This window comes from Rhizobium etli CFN 42 (assembly GCF_000092045.1).
Classification (GTDB): Bacteria; Pseudomonadota; Alphaproteobacteria; order Rhizobiales; family Rhizobiaceae; genus Rhizobium; species Rhizobium etli.
In genome coordinates this window covers 189,690-207,724 of sequence record NC_007766.1, presented here as the reverse complement: position 1 = coordinate 207,724, position 18,035 = coordinate 189,690, and the positions used below count along the sequence as shown (strand labels likewise).

Below are 18,035 nucleotides of genomic sequence, written 5' to 3'. Positions count from 1 at the left end.
GAAGCGGTAGCGATAGCCTCCTTTCAACAAGCAGAGGAGGCTCGAAGGCATGGCGGAGACAGCGGCAAGGACGGATGCACCGATCGACCCGATCGCACTGCGCCGGGCCTTCGGAACCTTCGTGACAGGTGTGACCGTCATCACCACGCGCGACGAGGACGGCAGCCCGCGCGGAATGACCGCGAATTCGTTTACCTCAGTGTCGCTCGATCCGCCGTTGCTTCTCGTCTGTGTCGCGAAGGCGGCCTCCAGCCATCAGGCCTTCACCAATGCCGGCTGCTTTGCGGTCAATATCCTTCATGAAGGCCAAGTCGATATCTCTGGCACCTTCGCCTCGAAGTCTCCCGACAAGTTCCAGTCGGTCACCCACGATCACATCCATACCGGCGCGCCGGTTCTGACCGACAGTCTCACATGGTTCGACTGCACCACCCACAGCGCCGTCGATGCTGGCGACCATACGGTTCTCATCGGCCAGGTCCGCGCCTTCGGCACCAGCCCGACCGCACCGCTCGGCTTCTGCCGCGGCCGTTACGCCAGCGTCAAGGATCCGCTGCCGGCGGGCTGGCTTGCCTCGCACGGGGTGATCATCGGCTACTTGATCGAGGCCGGCGACGGCCTGCTGCTGCGCTCGGACGGGAGGGGCGGCTGGGTGCTGCCATCGGCACGCCGCCGCAAGGCCGACAGCCAGCTGGTGGTCGAGGGCGGCGATGCGCTGCGCCTCGTACCGGAAGAGACCTTCCTCTATTCCGTCTTCGACGTTGCCGATAGCGATCCCGGCTATCTCGTCTATCGCGCCCGGTTGGCAGGCGAGGGGGAAGAGGTCAACCTGCCTGCCGATCTCCGCTTCTTCGGCATCGACGATCTGCCCTACGAGGCGATCGCCACCCATGAACTGCGCTCCATGTTGCGCCGCTATGTGCGCGAGCGGCAGGCGGGCCGCTTCGGCATCTACATGGATTCCGACGACGGCGGCCGCGTCGCGATGATCGACGGCGAAGCCCGTGCCTGGATCCAAGCCTCCCAAGACCAAGGACAGTGACATGAAGACGACAGTCAGCTCCATCGAAGGTTCGCGACAGGGCCTGTTCATCAACGGCGAATTCGTGGCGCCGAAGGCCGGCAACTACATTGCCAGCTACGACCCGACCACCGGCGAGCGCTGGTACGATCTGGCCGCAGCCGATGCCAATGATGTCGCGGCCGCTGTCGCCGCAGCGAATGCCGCCTTCCGCAATCCCGCCTGGCGGCGCATGACGCAGACCGACCGCGGCGCGCTGGTCCGCAAGCTCGCGGAACTCGTCCGCGCCAATGCCGATACGCTTGCCGAAATCGAGACGCGCGACAACGGCAAGCTGCTGAAGGAAACCCGGGCGCAGATGCGCTCGATGCCGGATAGCTACCACTATTTCGCCGGCATGGCCGACAAGCTGCAGGGCGATACCATTCCGATCAACCGGATGGATACGCTGAACATCAACCTGCGCGAACCGCTCGGCGTCGTCGGCATGATCACGCCGTGGAATTCGCCGCTGATGCTGCTGACCGGTACGCTGGCGCCATGCCTGGCGATCGGCAACACCGTCGTCATCAAGCCATCGGAACATGCGACTGCCTCGACGCTTGCGCTGGCCGAACTCATTCACGAGGCGGGCTTCCCGGCGGGTGTCGTCAATGTCGTCACCGGCACCGGCAAGAGCGCCGGCGAGGCGCTGACCCGCCATCCGGGCGTCGCCAAGTATGTCTTCACCGGCAGCACCGCGACCGGCCGCCGCATCGCCGGCAATGCCGCGCAGAACCTCGTGCCCTGCTCGATGGAACTCGGCGGAAAGTCGCCGCATGTTGTGTTCGGTGATGTCGAGCTCGAGCATGCCGTCAACGGCGTCGTCTCCGGCGTCTTCGCCGCTGCCGGGCAGACCTGTGTTGCCGGTTCGCGCTGCTTCGTTGAAGCCAGCATCTACGACAAGTTCATCGATGCGCTGATTGCTCGTACCGCCCGCATCCGCGTCGGCCTGCCGACGCTCGATGATACCGATATCGGTCCGCTGGCGCTCGCCGACCAGCTCTCCAAGGTCGAGGGTTACGTCGCCTCGGGCGTCAAGGATGGCGCCAAGATCGCCGCTGGCGGGCGCCGTCCGCGGAAGGAAGATCTCTCAAACGGCGGCTGGTACTACGAGCCGACGGTCATGGTCGATGCGCAGAACGACATGGGCTTCATGCGCGACGAGATCTTCGGCCCTGTCGTCGGCGTCATGCCGTTCCGCGACGAGGCGGAGATGGTCGCTCTCGCCAACGATAGCCATTACGGCCTCGCCTCCGGCATCTGGACCAAGGATATCGACCGGGCGCTGCGCTTCGCCAACCAGATCGAGGCCGGCACCGTCTGGGTCAATACCTATCGCTCGGCCTCCTTCATGTCCGCCAATGGCGGCTTCAAGGAAAGCGGCTACGGCCGGCGCGGCGGCTTCGAGGTGATGCATGAATTCTCGCGCCTGAAGAACGTCATCATCGATTATTCCGGGGCGATGCAGGACCCGTTCGTCATCCGTCTGAAGTGACGGCACGCACAAAACTGAACCCGAAAGGGAGGCAAGCAGATGAAATTCGCAGTATCGCTGACCATGGAGCGCTTCTCGTCCGACATTCCGATGTCGACGGTCAAGAACAATCTCCTGCAATTGGCACGGATGGCCGACGAAGGCGGTTTCGAGGCGCTGTGGACCGCCGAGCACCACACGATCGAATGCACGATCTCTCCCAATCCGTTCCAGACGCTGGTCTGGCTGGCGCAGCACACGCAGCAGATCCGCCTGGGCACCTCGACGCTGGTTGCGCCCTACTGGACCCCGATCCGTCTCGCCGGTGAATCCGCGCTCTGCGATCATCTGACCAACGGCCGCCTGGAATTCGGCATCGCCCGCGGCTCGTACCAGTATGAGTTCGACCGGATGGCCGGCGGCATGCCGCAGCAGGAAGGCGTCGCCTACATGAAGGAGATCGTCCCGGCTGTGAAGAAGCTCTGGGCCGGCGACTACGCCCATGACGGGCACTACTGGAAATTCCCGACCGCCACGTCTGTGCCGAAGCCGCTTCAGCAGCCGCATCCGCCGATCTGGGTCGCGGCCCGCGATGCCGGCTCCTTCGACTGGGCGATCGCCAATGGCGCCAGCATCCTCTCCACGCCGCTCTCGCAGCCGGCAGCCGAGATCCAGGTCCTCGCCGACAAGTTCAACAAGGCGGTTGCCGATCATCCCGAGGTACCGCGCCCGCGCTTCATGATGCAGCGCCGCACCTGCGTCTACGACAAGGCTGACGGCTGGGAACTGGCGGTCAGGCACAGCATGGACTACGGCCGCGCCTTCGAAAATCTGATGCAGAATATCGGCATGGTGCGCGAAGGCTTTCCGGAGGCTGTGCCCTACGATGCGGTGAAGGGCAAGGACAACTACAATCCGGACAATATCCGCAGGAATCTGATGTTCGGCACGCCCGACGAGGCGATCGAGAAGCTGCTGGTCTATGAAGAAGCCGGTGTTGATCAGTACTGTCTCGGCCTGACCTTCAACCTGCCCTTCGAGCTGCAGAAGCGGACGATCGAGCTGTTCGTCGAGGAAATCATGCCCTTCTTCGCCGCGCGCGAAAAGGACAAGCAGCGCAAGGCGGCGGCAGGCTGACATGGCAGAGGCACAGCGCTATACCGTCGGAGACGTGACGCTCAACTACCGGATCGACGGTAGCGGCGAGCCTCTGGTCTGCATTCACGGCGTCGGCTCCTATCTGGAGGCTTGGTCGGGTGTGGTCGAGCGCCTGAAGGACAGCTTCACGATCCTGACCTTCGACCTCCGTGGCCACGGCCAATCGAGCCGGGTGAAGGGCCGCTACGAGATCGACGATTTCGTCAACGAGGCTCTGGCGCTCGCCGACAAGGCAGGCTTCTCGACCTTCAATCTCGCCGGCTTCTCGCTCGGCGGGCTGATCGCCCAGCGCCTGGCGCTGACCCACCTCGACCGGCTGCGCAAGCTGGTGCTGCTCTCCACGGTGGCCGGCCGCACGCCGGATGAGCGCACGCGGGTTCTGGAGCGCCTCGCGGCGCTGCGGGCCGGTACGCCCGCCGATCACCACAACGCCTCGCTGTCGCGCTGGCTGACCGAAGAATTTCAGGAGAACAACCCCGCGGTGATCGCGCGGCTTCGTGAGCGCGATGCGGAGAATGATCCGGACTGTTACGCCGCCGCCTACCGGGTGCTGGCGGAGACGGATTTCGGCGGCTTCCTCGACCAGATCCGCTGCCCCACGCTGATTGCAACGGGCGAGGAGGATGCCGGATCCAATCCACGCATGGCCCGCTACATGCACGAGCGCATCCCGGGCTCGACGCTCAGCATCCTGCCCGGATTGCGCCACTCCATCCTGATCGAGGCGCCGGAAACGGTTGCGAATTTGATCCACGGCTTCCTGACTCGCGAGGAGACGAACCATGGATGAGGCGCTCAGAAAGAGCGGCGAGGCCGTTAGGCGCAAGGTTCTGGGCGACGACTATGTCGATCGCGCCATCAGCGGTGCCGACGGTTTCTCGGCACCTTTCCAGGACGTTCTCAACGAATATTGCTGGGGTGCGGCCTGGACCGACGAAGGGCTCGATCTCAAGCAGCGTAGCCTTCTCAATCTCGGCATGCTGGCGGCGCTCAACCGCATGCATGAATTCGGCATCCACTTTCGCGGCGCCATTCGCAACGGGCTGACGGACGACGAATTGCGGGCCGCTCTCGTGCAAATCGCAGTCTATTGCGGCATTCCCGCCGGCGTAGAAGCCTTCCGGGTTGCCCGCTCCATTCGCGACGAGATGCGCCAGAAAGGAGAGTTCTGACTTCCCCGGTTTGAAGGAACGAGCGGTCTGCCGCTGCTTCCGATCGCCGGAAGACGAAAAGTCTCTTCGACTGCAAGATTGCATGACGGTACGGGAATGAGCCCGGACCAAAACCAAGAATGACAATAAAGGGAACCATCGCATGAACAGATTGACCAAGATGACTGCAGCCGCCGCGTCGCTCGCTATTGTGCTGGCTGCCGTTCCGGCCAATGCCGGCGCCGTGCTCGACCGCGTGATGGCGGACAAGGACCTGAAGGTTGCGACCGACGCCAACTGGGCGCCGCAATCCTTCATGAACGACAAGAACGAACTTGACGGTTTCGACATCGACGTTGCCAAGGATATCGGCAGGCGTCTCGGTGTGAAGGTCGAATTCGTAACGCCCGGCTGGGACATCATCACAGCCGGCAATTGGGCGGGCCGCTGGGACATGCATGTCGGTTCGATGACGCCGACCAAAAAGCGTGCCGAGATCTTTGACTTCCCGGCCGTTTATTATTACACGCCGGCTGCTGTCGCCGCGCACAAGGACAGCAAGGCGACGAAGCTCTCCGATCTTGACGGCAAGGTCGTCGGGACCACGGCCACCTCCACGTTCGAAGCCTATGCGAAAGGCGACTTGACGCTTGATGCCGCCGGCGCGCCTGCCTTCAAGTACGAGTTCAAGCCGAAGGAAGTGAAGTCCTACGCCAACTCGTCCACCGCCTTCGATGATCTGCGTCTCGGCGACGGCACCCGTCTCGATGCCGTCGTCTCGTCGCTGCCGAGCATTCTCGACGCCGTCAAGGCCGGTTACCCGATCAAGCAGATCGGCGACCCCGTCTTCTACGAGCCGCTTGCCGTTGCCATCGAGCATGGCGACAAGGAATTCAACGACAAGATCGCCGAAGCCGTGAAGGCCATGCAGGCGGATGGCACGCTGAGCAAGCTTTCCGTGAAGTGGTATGGCGTAGATTATACGGTCGTAAAGTAACCACCGCCAGAAGCGGGCGGTCCGAGCAACCGGACCGTCGATTTGCCGCAAGGGACAAGAGATGCTTTATCCCGATACCGTCGAGTCTGAAGTGCTCGTCCATAAGCCGTGGTTCATCGCGACGATGTTTGCGGTCGTGCTGGTTTTCTTCATGATGTTCAACCTGACCGGCACGGCGATGGGCGAATTGATGCGCCCCGTGATCGGCGATCCCTCTGCCAGCGGCATGTATGGACGTTTCGCGATCGCCTTCGTCATCGCCGTCATGTTCGTGCTCAATGTCGTGCTGATCGGCTTTGCGCCGCTCAGGGTGCAGATCGCCGTCGTCTGGCTGGAACTGCTGCTTCTGTTCCTCGCCTTCTTCGCGACATTTCATCTGAGCCTGCCGTTCATCGTCGAAAAGCTGCCCTTTATGATTAGCCAGGGCCTGATGACGACGATCTATGTGTCCGCCGTTTCGATCGTCATCGCCTCGGCGATTGCCATTCTCGGCGCCGTCGCCAAGCTGTCGACCAATGGCTTCGCCTATGCGATCGCCAGCTTCTACACGTCGTTCTTCCGCGGTCTGCCGCTCCTCATGCAGGTCTACCTGATCTATCTCGGCCTGCCGCAGCTCGGCTTCGTCATCGATGCGGTGCCGGCCGGTATCCTCGCCCTGTCGCTCTGCTACGGCGCCTATATGACGGAGATCTTCCGCTCGGGCATCCAGAGCATCGACCGCGGCCAGTGGGAAGCTTCGCGCTCGATCGGCTTCGGCTTCGGCATCACCATGCGCAAGATCATCCTGCCGCAGGCGCTGCCCGTCATCATTCCGCCGACCGGCAACCAGTTCATCTCCATGCTGAAGGACAGCTCGCTGGTCTCCGTCATAGGCGTCTGGGAACTGATGTTCCTGGCCCGCACGCTGGGCCAGAAGACCTTCCAGCACATGGAGATGCTGATTTCCGCTGCCATGCTCTACTGGATCATGTCGATCGGCCTTGAACTTATCCAAGCACGCATCGAACGTCATTATGCCAGGAGCAAAGTCCGATGAACGGTGACAAGATCATTGAAGCGAAAAATGTTTCGAAGTGGTACGGCGCCTTTCAGGTGCTGAAGGATATCAATCTCACGGTCAGCAAGGGCGAGCGGATCGTCGTCTGCGGTCCTTCGGGATCCGGCAAGTCAACGCTGATCCGCTGCTTCAACCGGCTCGAAGCCCATCAGGAAGGGGAGATCACCGTCAACGGCATCACCCTGCACGATAAGATGCGCAAGATCGGCGAAGTCCGGAAGAACGTTGGCATGGTGTTCCAGCACTTCAATCTCTTCCCGCATATGACGGTGCTGATGAACTGCATGGTCGGGCCGATGTGGATCAAGGGGGTGCCGGCGGCCGAGGCGAAGAAGACGGCGCTGAAATTTCTGGAGCGCGTGCGTATCCCCGAACAGGCCAACAAATATCCGATCCAGCTATCGGGTGGCCAGCAGCAGCGGGTGGCGATTGCCAGGTCACTCTGCATGCAGCCGGCGGTCATGCTGTTCGACGAGCCGACCTCGGCGCTGGATCCGGAAATGGTATCGGAGGTGCTCGAAACCATGACCGGCCTTGCCAAGGACGGCATGACCATGGTTTGCGTCACCCACGAAATGGGCTTTGCCCGCGCCGTTGCCGACCGCGTGATCTTCATGAACACAGGTCAGATCGTCGAGCAGGGCGCGCCAGAAGAATTCTTCGACAATCCGCAGCATGAGCGCACCAAGCTGTTCCTCAGTCAAATCCTTAAGCACTAGCAACATACGGCGGCAGCGCGGCCTGTCCGAGACTTTTGAGCGATCATCCCGTGCCGCGCTCCTTGCTGCAGATTACGCCTCACGCGGCGTCGGCCGATTAGGATCTCGTCACGATGTGGCTTGGCGACGGGCACGCTTGCCGTTTCCACCCTGACTGGCAGAGAGATTGTCTACGACGCGCTCTGGTCCTCGCCGGATGCGGCGAAGGAAGAGACAGGAAGCACCGTTTCCTCCTTCACCGTCTTGGTGACGATGTAGGTGAAATAGCGGTCGATGCCGAGTTCGCGGTCGAGAAGACTGTCGACCAGCCGCTGATAGGCGTCGATATCGGCCGCTATGATTTTCAGGATATAGTCGACGCCGCCGCCGACCGACCAGCAGGCGACGATCTCGGGGGTTGCGGCAACGGCACGCTCGAAGCGCTCGAAATCGGCCTGGCGATGATTGGCGAGCGTTACTTCCATCATCACGCTGGCCACCGGCGCAATGCGCCGCGGGGCGATCCGGGCGTGGTAGCCGGTAATGATCCCTGCCTTTTCGAGTTTGCGCAGCCGCATCCAGCACGGCGTCGGCGACAGCCCGGCCTTTTCGGCCAGCGCCAGCTTGGTGATGCGGCCGTCGTGCTGGACGGCGTCGAGGATGCGCAGGTCGATGGCGTCGAGCTTCATGGAGCTTTCTTTAGAAAGAAATCATTTCAAACGAGGCGAAAAGACAATGGAAGCGCATTTTGGCATTGTCAATTGAACTGATTTTCAGCAGTGTTGAAATCATGACAAATTGGCGCCCTGATCCCTCGCAACTCCGTCGGCCTGCCTATCTCTCGCTGGCCGAGCAGATCGCCAATGCGATCACCGACGGCAAGCTCTCCGACGGCACGCAGTTGCCGCCGCATCGCAAGCTGGCGGATGATCTGCATCTTTCCGTGCAGACGGTCAGCCGCGCCTATGACGAACTGAGCCGCCGGGGGCTGATATCGGGTGAGATCGGACGCGGCAGCTTCGTGCAGACGCGGCCGCGCGAGCCGGAGCCGCCTTATCTGCCGGAACGACTGGGGGAGGTGATCGATCTTTCGATCCTGAAACCGGTGTGCGAGCAGATCCATCTGGAAAGGCTGCGCCAGGCCTTTGGCTGGCTCTCCGAGAATCTGCCGTCCAGCTCGGCCCTGTCTTTCCGGCCGAACATGGTCTTTCCTCGCCATCGCGTTGTTGCCACGGAATGGTTGGCGCGCTGCGGGATCGACGTATCGCCGTTGAACGTCAGCCTGACGAATGGCGCGACCTCGGGCATGACGGTGGCGCTAATGAGTGTCGCCCCGCCCGGTTCGACCATTGCCACCGAGGCGATCAGCCATCATACGCTGGTGCCGCTGTCCACCTATCTCGGCCTGCATCTCGAGGGGCTGGCGATCGACGAGGAGGGGATGATCCCCGAAGCGCTGGACGAGGCCTGTCGGACGGGGCCGATCCGGGCGATTTTCCTGCAGCCGTCGGTGATCAATCCGATGGCGGCGCTGATGAGCGCAGAGCGCCGGCAGGCGCTCGCCACAGTCGCCGCCAAGCACGACATAGCGATCATCGAAAACGACATTCTCGGGCCGATGGTCGAGGACCGCGCGCCGCCAATGGCCGCCTTCGCGCCGGAGCGGACGCTCTATGTCACGAGCTTCACGAAGATCACCGTTCCCGGCCTCAGGATCGGTTATCTCGTGGCGCCCGACCGCTATGTCGCCGCCGTTGCCAACCGCCATCTCGTCTCCAGTTGGATGGCGACGCCGGCTATGGCCGAAATCGCCACGCGCTGGGTCAGCGACGGCACGGCGATGGAACTGGTCAACTGGCAGCGCCGCGCTCTTGTTGGGCGCCATGCGATCGCGGCGGAGATGCTGGCCGGCCTGTCCTATCGAACGCACCCGCAAAGCCTACATGTATGGCTGCCGCTGTCCGGCAGCCATACGGAGGATGGTTTCGTGTCACAGGCAAGGCTGCGCGGCGTGGCGATCGCGCCGGGCAAATCCTTCCACACCGCCGATCACGGCTGGACGCCGGCGGTGCGCATCTCGCTCGGCTCGACGACGGAAGGCGAGCTGCGAACCGGACTCGGGATCGTTGCCTCACTGGCGCAGGGAAATCCGGAAGAGCTGCTGCTCGCGATTTGAGGCGGGCGCCTCATTTGCCGGCAGGTGCAGAATAATTGTCATGATATTATTTTACGAATTGACATGATTTTCGTGGACCGTCATCGTTAGGTCATTGCTTGTCTCAACAAGGAGAGACATGAATGCCTTCGCCCATCATCCGCATCGACAACATCGTCAAGAAATACGGCCCGCTGACCGTGCTCGACGGCCTGTCGATGAATGTCATGCCGGGCGAGAAACTGGCGCTGATCGGGCCGTCCGGCTCCGGCAAGACGACGATCCTGCGCATCCTGATGACGCTGGAGACGATCAGCGGCGGCCATATCGAGGTCGATGGCGAACAGCTCTATCACATGCCGAACGGCGGCGGACTTGTGCCGGCCGATGAGCGCCACCTGCATCGCATGCGCGAAAAGATCGGCATGGTCTTCCAGCACTTCAACCTGTTTCCGCATAAATGCGTGCTCGACAATGTGACGCTGGCGCCGATGTTGACCAAGGGTATCAAGCGGCCGCAAGCCGAGAAGCGGGCGATGGAGCTTCTCGATATGGTCGGCCTTGCCGACAAGGCGAGTAGCGTCCCGGCGCAGCTTTCCGGCGGCCAGAAGCAGCGTGTCGCCATTGCCCGGGCGCTGGCCCTGTCGCCGAAGATCATGCTGTTCGACGAGGTGACCTCGGCACTCGACCCGGAACTCGTCGAGGAGGTGCTGAACGTCATGCGGAAGCTCGCCTCCGAGACCGATATGACGATGCTTCTCGTCACCCACGAAATGGGCTTTGCCCACGACTTTGCCGACCGCGTGCTGTTTTTCGATCGCGGCAGGATCGTCGAGGAAGGCAGGCCCGGCGACATCTTCCGCAATCCGACGCAGGAAAGGACGCAGACATTCCTGCGCAAAATCATCGCGGCAGGGCACCGCGTCTGACCTCAGACATTGCCCGCGAACAACAAAACGCAAAGAGAAAGCCACAGGAGTTGGGAACGATGAAAGCAGGATATTTTTTGAGCGCCGTCAGCCTGTCGGTGCTTCTGGTTACGGCGGCCGCTCCGGTATCCGCCGCCGATGACAAGCTCGAACAGCTGAAGGAACAGGGTTTCGCCCGCATCGCCATCGCCAACGAGCCGCCATTCACCGCCGTCGGCGCCGATGGCAAGGTTTCGGGCGCTGCCCCCGACGTGGCTCGCGTGATCTTCGAAAAGCTCGGCGTCAAGGAAGTGGTCGCCTCGATCTCGGAATACGGCGCGATGATCCCCGGCCTGCAGGCCGGCCGACACGACGCAATTACCGCGGGCCTCTTCATGAAGCCCGAACGTTGCAATGCCGTTGCCTATTCCGAACCGATCCTGTGCGACGCTGAAGCCTTTGCTCTCAAGAAGGGCAACCCGCTGAAGCTGACGAGCTACAAGGATATCGCCGACAATCCGAACGCCAAGATCGGCGCGCCGGGCGGCGGCACGGAAGAGAAGCTGGCGCTGGAAGCCGGCGTGCCGCGTGACCGCGTCATCGTGGTTCCGGATGGGCAGAGCGGCATCAAGATGCTGCAGGACGGCCGCATCGACGTCTATTCGCTGCCAGTTCTGTCGATCCACGACTTGTTGACCAAAGCGAACGATCCGAACCTCGAAACCGTCGCCCCCGTCGTCAATGCACCGGTCTATTGCGACGGTGCTGCCTTCCGCAAGCAGGACGTCGCGCTGCGCGACGCCTTCGACGTCGAGCTGAAGAAGCTGAAGGAATCGGGCGAATTCGCCAAGATCATCGAGCCCTACGGCTTCTCGGCCAAGGCGGCGATGTCGACGAGCCGCGACAAGCTCTGCGCCGCAGCCAAGTAACCTGATGTGAGCACACCGGCCATGCGCCCTGCCATGGCCGGTCCGCCCGCACGATCTCCAGAGAAGTGAGTTGCCGATGTCGGTATGGTCCGGCTATCTGACACTGATCCTTCAGGGCGCCCTGGTGACGCTCGAACTGACGGTCATAGGATCGGCGCTGGCGCTCGTCATGGCCTTCCTGGCCGGCCTCGGCCGCCTGTCGCGCTTCTTTGCCGTTCGGGCTCTGGCGACCGCCTATATCGAATTCTTTCGCGGCACCTCGATCTTCGTCCAGCTCTTCTGGGTTTATTTCGTGCTGCCCTTCGCAGGCCTGACGCTGACGCCGCTGCAGGCCGGCGTGCTGGCGCTCGGGCTGAATGTCGGTGCCTATGGCGCGGAGGTGGTGCGCGGCGCCGTCAAGGCCGTCGGGCGCGAACAGTCGGAAGCCTGCATCGCGCTCAACCTGTCGCGCTACCAGCGCATGCGCCACGTCATCCTGCCGCAGGCGCTGCCGCTGATGCTGCCGACCTTCTGCAACAACGCGATCGAGCTCTTGAAGGGCACGGCCGTCGTGTCGTTGATCTCGCTGACGGACATGACCTTCCAGGCGCAGGTGGTGCGGGCGCAGACGGGCAATACGCTGGTGCCTTTTGCGGCGATCCTCATCCTCTATTTCCTCATGGCCTCCGCCATCTCGGCGGCAATGCGCCTGCTGGAGCGGCGGATGACACGCGGCCTCGACGGCATGAGGACCTGATCATATGGAATGGGATTGGGAGTTCGTCTGGCAGATCATGCCGACCCTTCTCGAAGGGTTCAAGATCACTATTCTTGCCACCATCCTCGGCGCTGCGGTCGCCATGGTTGTTGGCCTCGGCCTCGCCATTGCGCGGCGATCCCCGGTCGCCGCCATTTCCCGGACGGTCGGCTTCGTCTCGGAATTCATTCGCGGGACACCGCTGCTGGTACAGCTCTACTTCATCTTTTATGTGCTGCCCGATATCGGCATCCGGCTGTCGCCGCTCACCGCCGGCGTCATCGGCATCGGCATTCACTACGCCACCTATACCGCGGAGGTCTATCGCGCCGGCATCGAAAACGTCTCGCGCGGACAATGGGAAGCGGCCAAGGCGACCAATCTGACGACGCGCCAGGCCTGGATCCACGTAATCTTGCCGCAGGCGATCCCGCCGATGATCCCGGCGCTTGCCAATTATTTCATCGCCATGTTCAAGGAAACGCCGCTGCTTTCGGCGATCACCGTGCTGGAATTGATGAACCAGGCCAAAAGCATCGCCAACAGCAACTATCGCTACATCGAACCGATGACGCTCGTCGGCGTCTTCTTCCTCGTCATCAGCCTGGTCTCGGTGGTGGGCTTGCGCTGGCTCGAGGAGCGCTACGCCAGGATGGATGACTGAGATGCCCGCAGCAATCGAAATCATTGCCGCCGGCCGGCGGCCACGGCTGGACGACCGGCCGCTCGAAAAGCGCATCGGCCTGATCATCCTGGCGACGGATCACACGACCGAAGTCGACTTCCGGGGCATGGTCGCCGGCGACCGCATCGGTGTCTATGTCAGCCGCATCCATTATGCCAACCCGGTGACACCGGAAAACCTCACGAAGATGCAGCCGTCGCTGACGGAAGGCGCAGGGCTGATCCTGCCGGGTGAGGCGCTCGATGCCGTCATGTATTCCTGCACCTCCGCGTCAGTCGTCATCGGCGACCGCAATATCGAGGAGGCGATCCACGCCTCCAAACCCGGTACTGCCGTGGTAACGCCGACGGCGGCGGCGGTGAGGGGCCTGAAGGCGCTCGGCGCCCGCCGGATTTCGGTGCTGACGCCTTATACGATCGAGACCAGCCGGCCGATGGCGGATTATTTCGCAGCTCTCGGCTTTGCGATCGACCGCTTCACCTGCCTTGGCCTGAGCGACGACCGCGAGATGGCTCGTATCGCGCCGGATGAGATCGCGGCCTTCGCGCGTGAGGCGCTGGCGCCGCAGTCCGAAGCGCTGTTCATCTCCTGCACTGCTCTGCGCGCCGCACAGGTCGCCGCCCGCATCGAAGGCGAGACCGGCAAGCCTGTGGTGACCAGCAATCTCGCAACCGCCTGGGCCTGCCTAAGGCTTTGCGGCGATGATCGGGCGCGGCCCGAGCTCGGTCAGCTGATGACGATGCCCTATGGGGAAGGCTGAGATCATGGTGAGCAGCTTGCCGGTTTCGCTGGAGGATATTCGCGCAGCGGCGCGGCGGATCGCCGGCTGGGTCGTCGAAACACCGATGGTGCTGTCGGCATCGCTTGCCGAGATTTCCGGCGTTCCGGTGTGGCTGAAGCTCGAACATCACCAGACGACTGGCAGCTTCAAACTGCGCGGGGCGACCAATGCGGTGCTGTCATTGTCACCGGTAGAACGCGCGCGCGGTGTCGTCGCCGCCTCGACCGGAAATCACGGCCGGGCGCTTGCTCATGCCGCGAAGGCGCAAGGCGCGGTTGCGACGATCTGCATGTCGCGGCTGGTGCCAGAGAACAAGGTTGCGGAAATCCGCCGTCTCGGCGCCGATGTGCGCATCGTCGGGCGATCGCAGGACGAGGCGCAGCAGGAAGTCGACCGGCTGGTGCGAGAGGAGGGGCTGGTGATGATCCCACCTTTTGACCATCCCGACGTCGTCGCCGGGCAGGGGACGCTCGGGCTCGATATCGTCGACGCCTTGCCTGAGGTGGCAACAGTGCTGGTGCCGCTTTCAGGCGGCGGCCTTGCGGCGGGCGTCGCCGCCGCGATCAAGGGTGTCAATCCCAAGATGAAGGTGATCGGCCTGACGATGGAACGGGGCGCGGCGATGAAGGCGAGCCTCGATGCCGGACGGCCGGTGCAGGTCGAGGAGGTGAGGAGCCTTGCCGACTCTCTCGGCGGCGGCATCGGCCTCGACAATCGCGTGACTTTCACTATGTGCCGGGCGCTTCTTGACGACGTCGTCCTGCTGACCGAGGCGGAGATCGCCGCAGGCATGCGTCATGCCTATGCCTGCGAGCGCGAGATCACCGAGGGCGCGGGAGCAGTCGGCATCGCAGCGCTGCTGGCGGGCAAGATCAGCCCCGGCGGCCCGATCGTTGCGATCCTTTCCGGGCGGAATGTCGACATGGAACAGCACCGCCGGGTGATCAACGGCGAGGGTGCGGCATTCACGGAGGATGGCCCATGAACCGCATGATCATTCTGACGGAAGCGGAATTGCGAGTGATTGTCGGGCTTGATCCCGACGCGGTCGCTTGCGTCGAGCAGGCCTTCGCCGCGCTTGCAACGAAGGCGGTCGCCATGCCGCCGATCCTGCGGCTCGACATTCCCGAGTATCGGGGCGAGGTCGATGTGAAGACCGCCTACATCCCCGGCATCGAGGGTTTCGCGATCAAGATCAGCCCCGGCTTCTTCGACAATCCAAGAATCGGTCTGCCGAGCACCAATGGCATGATGGTGCTGCTATCGAGCCGGACCGGCCTGGTGCAGGCGCTGCTTCTCGACAACGGCTATCTCACCGACGTGCGCACCGCCGCGGCCGGTGCCGTCGCGGCAAAACATCTGTCGCGACAAAATTCCAACGTGGCGGCAATCTTCGGCGCCGGCATGCAGGCGCGGCTGCAGCTTGAAGCGTTGACGCTGGTGCGGCCGATCCGTGAAGCCAGGATTTGGGCGCGGGATACGGCCAAGGCTAAGGGCGTTGCTGCGGAACTGGCGGCAAGGCTCGGCTTTCCCGTCAAGGCGAAATCTGACCCGCGGCAAGCAATGTCCGGCGCCGACATCGTCGTGACCACCACGCCAGCGGAAAAACCGATCATCGATGCCGGCTGGCTCGAACCCGGGCAGCATCTGACGGCCATGGGCTCGGACGCCGAGCACAAGAACGAGATCGATCCGGCGGCCATCGCCGGCGCCGGCCTCTATGTCCCCGACAGCCTGAAGCAGACGCGCCGGCTCGGCGAGCTGCACCATGCGATCGAAGCCGGCCTCGTCGAAAGGGATGCCGATTTCGCCGAACTCGGCCGGATCGTCGCTGGGCGGATGCCGGGCAGGACGGGCGACGACCAGATCACCATCGCCGACCTCACCGGAACCGGCATTCAGGACACCGCCATCGCCACGCTCGCCTTTGCCCGCGCCGGCGCGGCGAATGCCGGCACAACATTCGAAAGCTGACCGGCGCGGCGCCGGAGAAGAAGGGAAGAGACATGACCCAACCCCATCTGAAGTTCTCGCTCGGAGAATATGCCGAGCGCCTGGAAAAGACACGGCGTGCCATGGAGGCGAAGGGTGTCGACCTGCTTATTGTCAGCGACCCCTCGAACATGGCCTGGCTGACCGGTTATGACGGCTGGTCCTTCTACGTGCATCAGGCGGTGATCGTGCCGCCGCAGGGCGAGCCGATCTGGTTCGGCCGCGGCCAGGACGCCAACGGCGCCAAGCTCACCGCCTATCTCGGGCACGACAATATCGTCGGCTATCCCGATCACTACGTGCAATCCACCGAGCGTCATCCAATGGATTACCTTTCCGGCATCCTGACGGAGCGCGGTTTCGCCAAGCTGACGATCGGCGTCGAGATGGACAATTACTGGTTTTCTGCCGCGGCCTTCGCCGCGCTGCAGAGGCATCTGCCGAATGCGCGCTTCGTCGACGCGACCGCGCTGGTCAACTGGCAGCGCGCGGTCAAGAGCGAGACCGAGATCAAATACATGCGCAATGCGGCCCGGATCGTGGAAGCCATGCATGCCCGCATCTTCGACAAGATCGAGGTCGGCATGCGCAAGTGCGATCTCGTCGCGGAAATCTATGACGCCGGCACGCGCGGCGTCGACGGCATCGGCGGCGACTATCCGGCGATCGTGCCGCTGCTGCCGTCCGGTGTCGAAGCATCCGCACCGCATCTGACCTGGGACGACCGGCCGTTGAAGAAGGGCGAGGGCACCTTCTTCGAAATCGCCGGCTGCTACAACCGCTATCATCTGCCGCTGTCGCGCACCGTCTTCCTCGGCAAGCCGACGCAGGCCTTTCTCGACGCCGAAAAAGCGACGCTGGAAGGCATGGCAGCCGGTCTTGCGGTCGCCAAGCCCGGCAACACCTGCGAGGATATCGCCAACGCCTTCTTCGCGGTCCTGAAGAAATACGGCATCGTCAAGGACAACCGCACGGGTTACCCGATCGGCCTTTCCTATCCGCCGGACTGGGGCGAGCGCACCATGAGCCTGCGGCCCGGCGACCGGACGGAGTTAAAGCCCGGCATGACATTTCATTTCATGACCGGCCTCTGGTTGGAGGACATGGGGTTCGAGACGACGGAGAGCATTCTCATCACCGAAAGCGGTGTCGAGTGCCTCGCCGATGTTGCGCGCAAGCTGATAGTCAAGGATTGAGGCTGTCATGACAGAGACTGGCTTGCGGCCGTCGCCGATCAGCGCGACGGTCGATTTCACCGCCGAGGGCGTCCAGCACGGTTTCCTGAGGCTGCCTTACAGCCGCGACGACTCCGCCTGGGGATCGGTGATGATTCCGATAACGGTCGTCAGGAACGGCAAGGGACCGACTGCGCTTCTGACCGGCGGCAATCACGGCGACGAGTACGAGGGACCGATCGCGCTCTTCGATCTCGCCCGCGCGTTGCAGGCAGAGGAGGTGAGCGGCGCTGTCATCATCGTGCCGGCAATGAATTACCCAGCATTCCTTGCGGGAACCCGGACCTCGCCGATCGACAGAGGCAATATGAACCGCAGCTTCCCGGGTCGTCCGGACGGCACGGTGACCGAAAAGATCGCCGATTATTTTCAGCGTGTGCTTCTGCCGATGGCGGATATCGTCCTTGACTTCCATTCCGGCGGAAAGACGCTCGATTTTCTGCCCTTCTGTGCCGCGCACATTCTGCCCAACAAGCAGCAGGAGCAAAAAGCCTTCGACTTCGTCACGGCGTTTGCCGCGCCCTATTCGATGACGATGCTGGAGATCGATGCGGTCGGCATGTACGACACGGCGGCCGAGGAAATGGGCAAGATCTTCATCACCACCGAACTCGGCGGCGGCGGCACCGCGACCGCCAAGAGTGCGGCGATCGCCAAACGCGGCGTGATAAACGTGCTGCGACATGCGAGGATCGTCGCCGGCGCCGTCGATAGCGGTCCGACGACCTGGCTGGACATGCCGGATGGCCGCTGTTTCTCCTTCGCGGAGGAGGGTGGATTGATCGAAGCCGTCATCGACCTTGGTGACGTCGTCACCGAGGGTGCGGTCATCGCTCGCATCTATCCGACCGGGCGGACGGGTGAGGCGCCGCGCGAGATCCGCGCCGCCATGGACGGTATTCTCTGCGCCCGGCATTTTCCGGGGCTCGTCAAACCAGGCGACTGCGTTGCGGTGATCGCGACGGTGACGCGCTGAGATGACGGGCAGGCGCGGCGAGATGCGTTTCGCCGGCCGG

19 protein-coding genes are annotated in these 18,035 nt (G+C 62.9%); 18 read left to right on the top strand and 1 reads right to left on the bottom strand.

Features of this window, described 5'->3' with window-relative positions; translation table 11 throughout:
- Window positions 1-49 precede the first annotated feature (49 nt).
- From RHE_RS27455 to RHE_RS27420, 8 genes are all read left to right on the top strand, one after another.
- A complete protein-coding gene (locus RHE_RS27455) occupies window positions 50-1,042 on the top strand; it encodes a flavin reductase (RefSeq protein WP_011428505.1) in 993 nt (330 codons plus the stop codon).
- 1 nt (window position 1,043) lies between these two features.
- Window positions 1,044-2,558 (top strand): aldehyde dehydrogenase, encoded by a 1,515-nt coding sequence (locus RHE_RS27450; RefSeq protein WP_011428504.1) that lies wholly within the window; start codon window positions 1,044-1,046, stop codon window positions 2,556-2,558.
- A 39-nt stretch (window positions 2,559-2,597) separates the two neighbouring features.
- Window positions 2,598-3,674: an LLM class flavin-dependent oxidoreductase gene (locus RHE_RS27445; protein WP_011428503.1), complete on the top strand. Its 1,077-nt coding sequence runs from the start codon at window positions 2,598-2,600 to the stop codon at window positions 3,672-3,674.
- A gap of 1 nt (window position 3,675) precedes the next feature.
- Window positions 3,676-4,485 carry an alpha/beta fold hydrolase gene (locus RHE_RS27440; protein ID WP_011428502.1) on the top strand — a complete coding sequence of 270 codons (810 nt, stop codon included), beginning with the start codon at window positions 3,676-3,678 and terminating at the stop codon, window positions 4,483-4,485.
- The gene (locus RHE_RS27435) at window positions 4,478-4,867 is read left to right on the top strand and encodes a carboxymuconolactone decarboxylase family protein (protein WP_011428501.1); all 390 of its coding nucleotides are present in this window, start codon (window positions 4,478-4,480) and stop codon (window positions 4,865-4,867) included. The genes RHE_RS27440 and RHE_RS27435 overlap by 8 nt, the downstream gene beginning before the upstream one ends.
- A 142-nt stretch (window positions 4,868-5,009) precedes the next feature.
- On the top strand, window positions 5,010-5,843 hold the full coding sequence (locus RHE_RS27430; RefSeq protein ID WP_011428500.1) for a transporter substrate-binding domain-containing protein: 834 nt from the start codon (window positions 5,010-5,012) through the stop codon (window positions 5,841-5,843).
- 61 nt (window positions 5,844-5,904) lie between these two features.
- Entirely contained in the window at window positions 5,905-6,879 is a 975-nt protein-coding gene (locus RHE_RS27425; RefSeq protein ID WP_042119990.1) for an amino acid ABC transporter permease, read from the top strand.
- On the top strand, window positions 6,876-7,619 hold the full coding sequence (locus RHE_RS27420) for an amino acid ABC transporter ATP-binding protein (RefSeq protein WP_011428498.1): 744 nt from the start codon (window positions 6,876-6,878) through the stop codon (window positions 7,617-7,619). The genes RHE_RS27425 and RHE_RS27420 overlap by 4 nt, the downstream gene beginning before the upstream one ends.
- Before the next feature lie 170 nt (window positions 7,620-7,789).
- Here the strand turns inward: RHE_RS27420 and RHE_RS27415 are convergent, their stop codons facing one another.
- A complete protein-coding gene (locus tag RHE_RS27415) occupies window positions 7,790-8,287 on the bottom strand; it encodes an Lrp/AsnC family transcriptional regulator (RefSeq protein ID WP_011428497.1) in 498 nt (165 codons plus the stop codon).
- A gap of 101 nt (window positions 8,288-8,388) precedes the next feature.
- Here RHE_RS27415 and ehuR point away from each other — a divergent pair, with 101 nt between their 5' ends.
- The 10 genes from ehuR (at window position 8,389) to doeB (ending at window position 17,995) form a co-directional block, all read left to right on the top strand.
- Window positions 8,389-9,774 carry a MocR-like ectoine utilization transcription factor EhuR gene (gene ehuR / locus RHE_RS27410; protein ID WP_011428496.1) on the top strand — a complete coding sequence of 462 codons (1,386 nt, stop codon included), beginning with the start codon at window positions 8,389-8,391 and terminating at the stop codon, window positions 9,772-9,774.
- Between the two features lie 122 nt (window positions 9,775-9,896).
- A complete protein-coding gene (gene ehuA / locus RHE_RS27405; RefSeq protein ID WP_011428495.1) occupies window positions 9,897-10,682 on the top strand; it encodes an ectoine/hydroxyectoine ABC transporter ATP-binding protein EhuA in 786 nt (261 codons plus the stop codon).
- Between the two features lie 59 nt (window positions 10,683-10,741).
- A complete protein-coding gene (gene ehuB / locus RHE_RS27400; RefSeq protein WP_011428494.1) occupies window positions 10,742-11,590 on the top strand; it encodes an ectoine/hydroxyectoine ABC transporter substrate-binding protein EhuB in 849 nt (282 codons plus the stop codon).
- 76 nt (window positions 11,591-11,666) lie between these two features.
- Window positions 11,667-12,326, top strand: a complete 660-nt coding sequence (ehuC, locus tag RHE_RS27395; RefSeq protein WP_011428493.1) for an ectoine/hydroxyectoine ABC transporter permease subunit EhuC — start codon at window positions 11,667-11,669, stop codon at window positions 12,324-12,326.
- A gap of 4 nt (window positions 12,327-12,330) precedes the next feature.
- Entirely contained in the window at window positions 12,331-12,990 is a 660-nt protein-coding gene (gene ehuD, locus RHE_RS27390) for an ectoine/hydroxyectoine ABC transporter permease subunit EhuD (RefSeq protein ID WP_042119989.1), read from the top strand.
- Window position 12,991: 1 nt separating this feature from the next.
- Window positions 12,992-13,771 (top strand): ectoine utilization protein EutA, encoded by a 780-nt coding sequence (gene eutA, locus RHE_RS27385; protein ID WP_011428491.1) that lies wholly within the window; start codon window positions 12,992-12,994, stop codon window positions 13,769-13,771.
- Between the two features lie 4 nt (window positions 13,772-13,775).
- Window positions 13,776-14,777: a hydroxyectoine utilization dehydratase EutB gene (gene eutB, locus RHE_RS27380; protein WP_011428490.1), complete on the top strand. Its 1,002-nt coding sequence runs from the start codon at window positions 13,776-13,778 to the stop codon at window positions 14,775-14,777.
- On the top strand, window positions 14,774-15,766 hold the full coding sequence (gene eutC / locus RHE_RS27375) for an ectoine utilization protein EutC (protein ID WP_011428489.1): 993 nt from the start codon (window positions 14,774-14,776) through the stop codon (window positions 15,764-15,766). The genes eutB and eutC overlap by 4 nt, the downstream gene beginning before the upstream one ends.
- A gap of 32 nt (window positions 15,767-15,798) precedes the next feature.
- Complete coding sequence (gene doeA, locus RHE_RS27370; protein WP_011428488.1) at window positions 15,799-16,980, top strand: ectoine hydrolase DoeA; 1,182 nt, start codon at window positions 15,799-15,801, stop codon at window positions 16,978-16,980.
- A gap of 7 nt (window positions 16,981-16,987) precedes the next feature.
- Window positions 16,988-17,995, top strand: a complete 1,008-nt coding sequence (gene doeB / locus RHE_RS27365; protein ID WP_042119988.1) for a N(2)-acetyl-L-2,4-diaminobutanoate deacetylase DoeB — start codon at window positions 16,988-16,990, stop codon at window positions 17,993-17,995.
- Window positions 17,996-18,035 lie beyond the last annotated feature (40 nt).

Excerpts from the sequence above, each read along its gene's own strand:
- eutC (WP_011428489.1), top strand. The coding sequence starts at position 14,774 with ATGAACCGCATGATCATTCTGACGGAAGCGGAATTGCGAGTGATTGTC.
- doeA (WP_011428488.1), top strand. The coding sequence starts at position 15,799 with ATGACCCAACCCCATCTGAAGTTCTCGCTCGGAGAATATGCCGAGCGC.
- RHE_RS27440 (WP_011428502.1), top strand. The coding sequence starts at position 3,676 with ATGGCAGAGGCACAGCGCTATACCGTCGGAGACGTGACGCTCAACTAC.
- RHE_RS27425 (WP_042119990.1), top strand. The coding sequence starts at position 5,905 with ATGCTTTATCCCGATACCGTCGAGTCTGAAGTGCTCGTCCATAAGCCG.
- RHE_RS27435 (WP_011428501.1), top strand. The coding sequence starts at position 4,478 with ATGGATGAGGCGCTCAGAAAGAGCGGCGAGGCCGTTAGGCGCAAGGTT.
- eutB (WP_011428490.1), top strand. The coding sequence starts at position 13,776 with ATGGTGAGCAGCTTGCCGGTTTCGCTGGAGGATATTCGCGCAGCGGCG.
- ehuD (WP_042119989.1), top strand. The coding sequence starts at position 12,331 with ATGGAATGGGATTGGGAGTTCGTCTGGCAGATCATGCCGACCCTTCTC.
- RHE_RS27445 (WP_011428503.1), top strand. The coding sequence starts at position 2,598 with ATGAAATTCGCAGTATCGCTGACCATGGAGCGCTTCTCGTCCGACATT.
- ehuC (WP_011428493.1), top strand. The coding sequence starts at position 11,667 with ATGTCGGTATGGTCCGGCTATCTGACACTGATCCTTCAGGGCGCCCTG.
- ehuB (WP_011428494.1), top strand. The coding sequence starts at position 10,742 with ATGAAAGCAGGATATTTTTTGAGCGCCGTCAGCCTGTCGGTGCTTCTG.
- RHE_RS27455 (WP_011428505.1), top strand. The coding sequence starts at position 50 with ATGGCGGAGACAGCGGCAAGGACGGATGCACCGATCGACCCGATCGCA.
- RHE_RS27415 (WP_011428497.1), bottom strand. The coding sequence starts at position 8,287 with ATGAAGCTCGACGCCATCGACCTGCGCATCCTCGACGCCGTCCAGCAC.
- doeB (WP_042119988.1), top strand. The coding sequence starts at position 16,988 with ATGACAGAGACTGGCTTGCGGCCGTCGCCGATCAGCGCGACGGTCGAT.
- RHE_RS27430 (WP_011428500.1), top strand. The coding sequence starts at position 5,010 with ATGAACAGATTGACCAAGATGACTGCAGCCGCCGCGTCGCTCGCTATT.
- ehuR (WP_011428496.1), top strand. The coding sequence starts at position 8,389 with ATGACAAATTGGCGCCCTGATCCCTCGCAACTCCGTCGGCCTGCCTAT.
- RHE_RS27420 (WP_011428498.1), top strand. The coding sequence starts at position 6,876 with ATGAACGGTGACAAGATCATTGAAGCGAAAAATGTTTCGAAGTGGTAC.
- ehuA (WP_011428495.1), top strand. The coding sequence starts at position 9,897 with ATGCCTTCGCCCATCATCCGCATCGACAACATCGTCAAGAAATACGGC.
- RHE_RS27450 (WP_011428504.1), top strand. The coding sequence starts at position 1,044 with ATGAAGACGACAGTCAGCTCCATCGAAGGTTCGCGACAGGGCCTGTTC.
- eutA (WP_011428491.1), top strand. The coding sequence starts at position 12,992 with ATGCCCGCAGCAATCGAAATCATTGCCGCCGGCCGGCGGCCACGGCTG.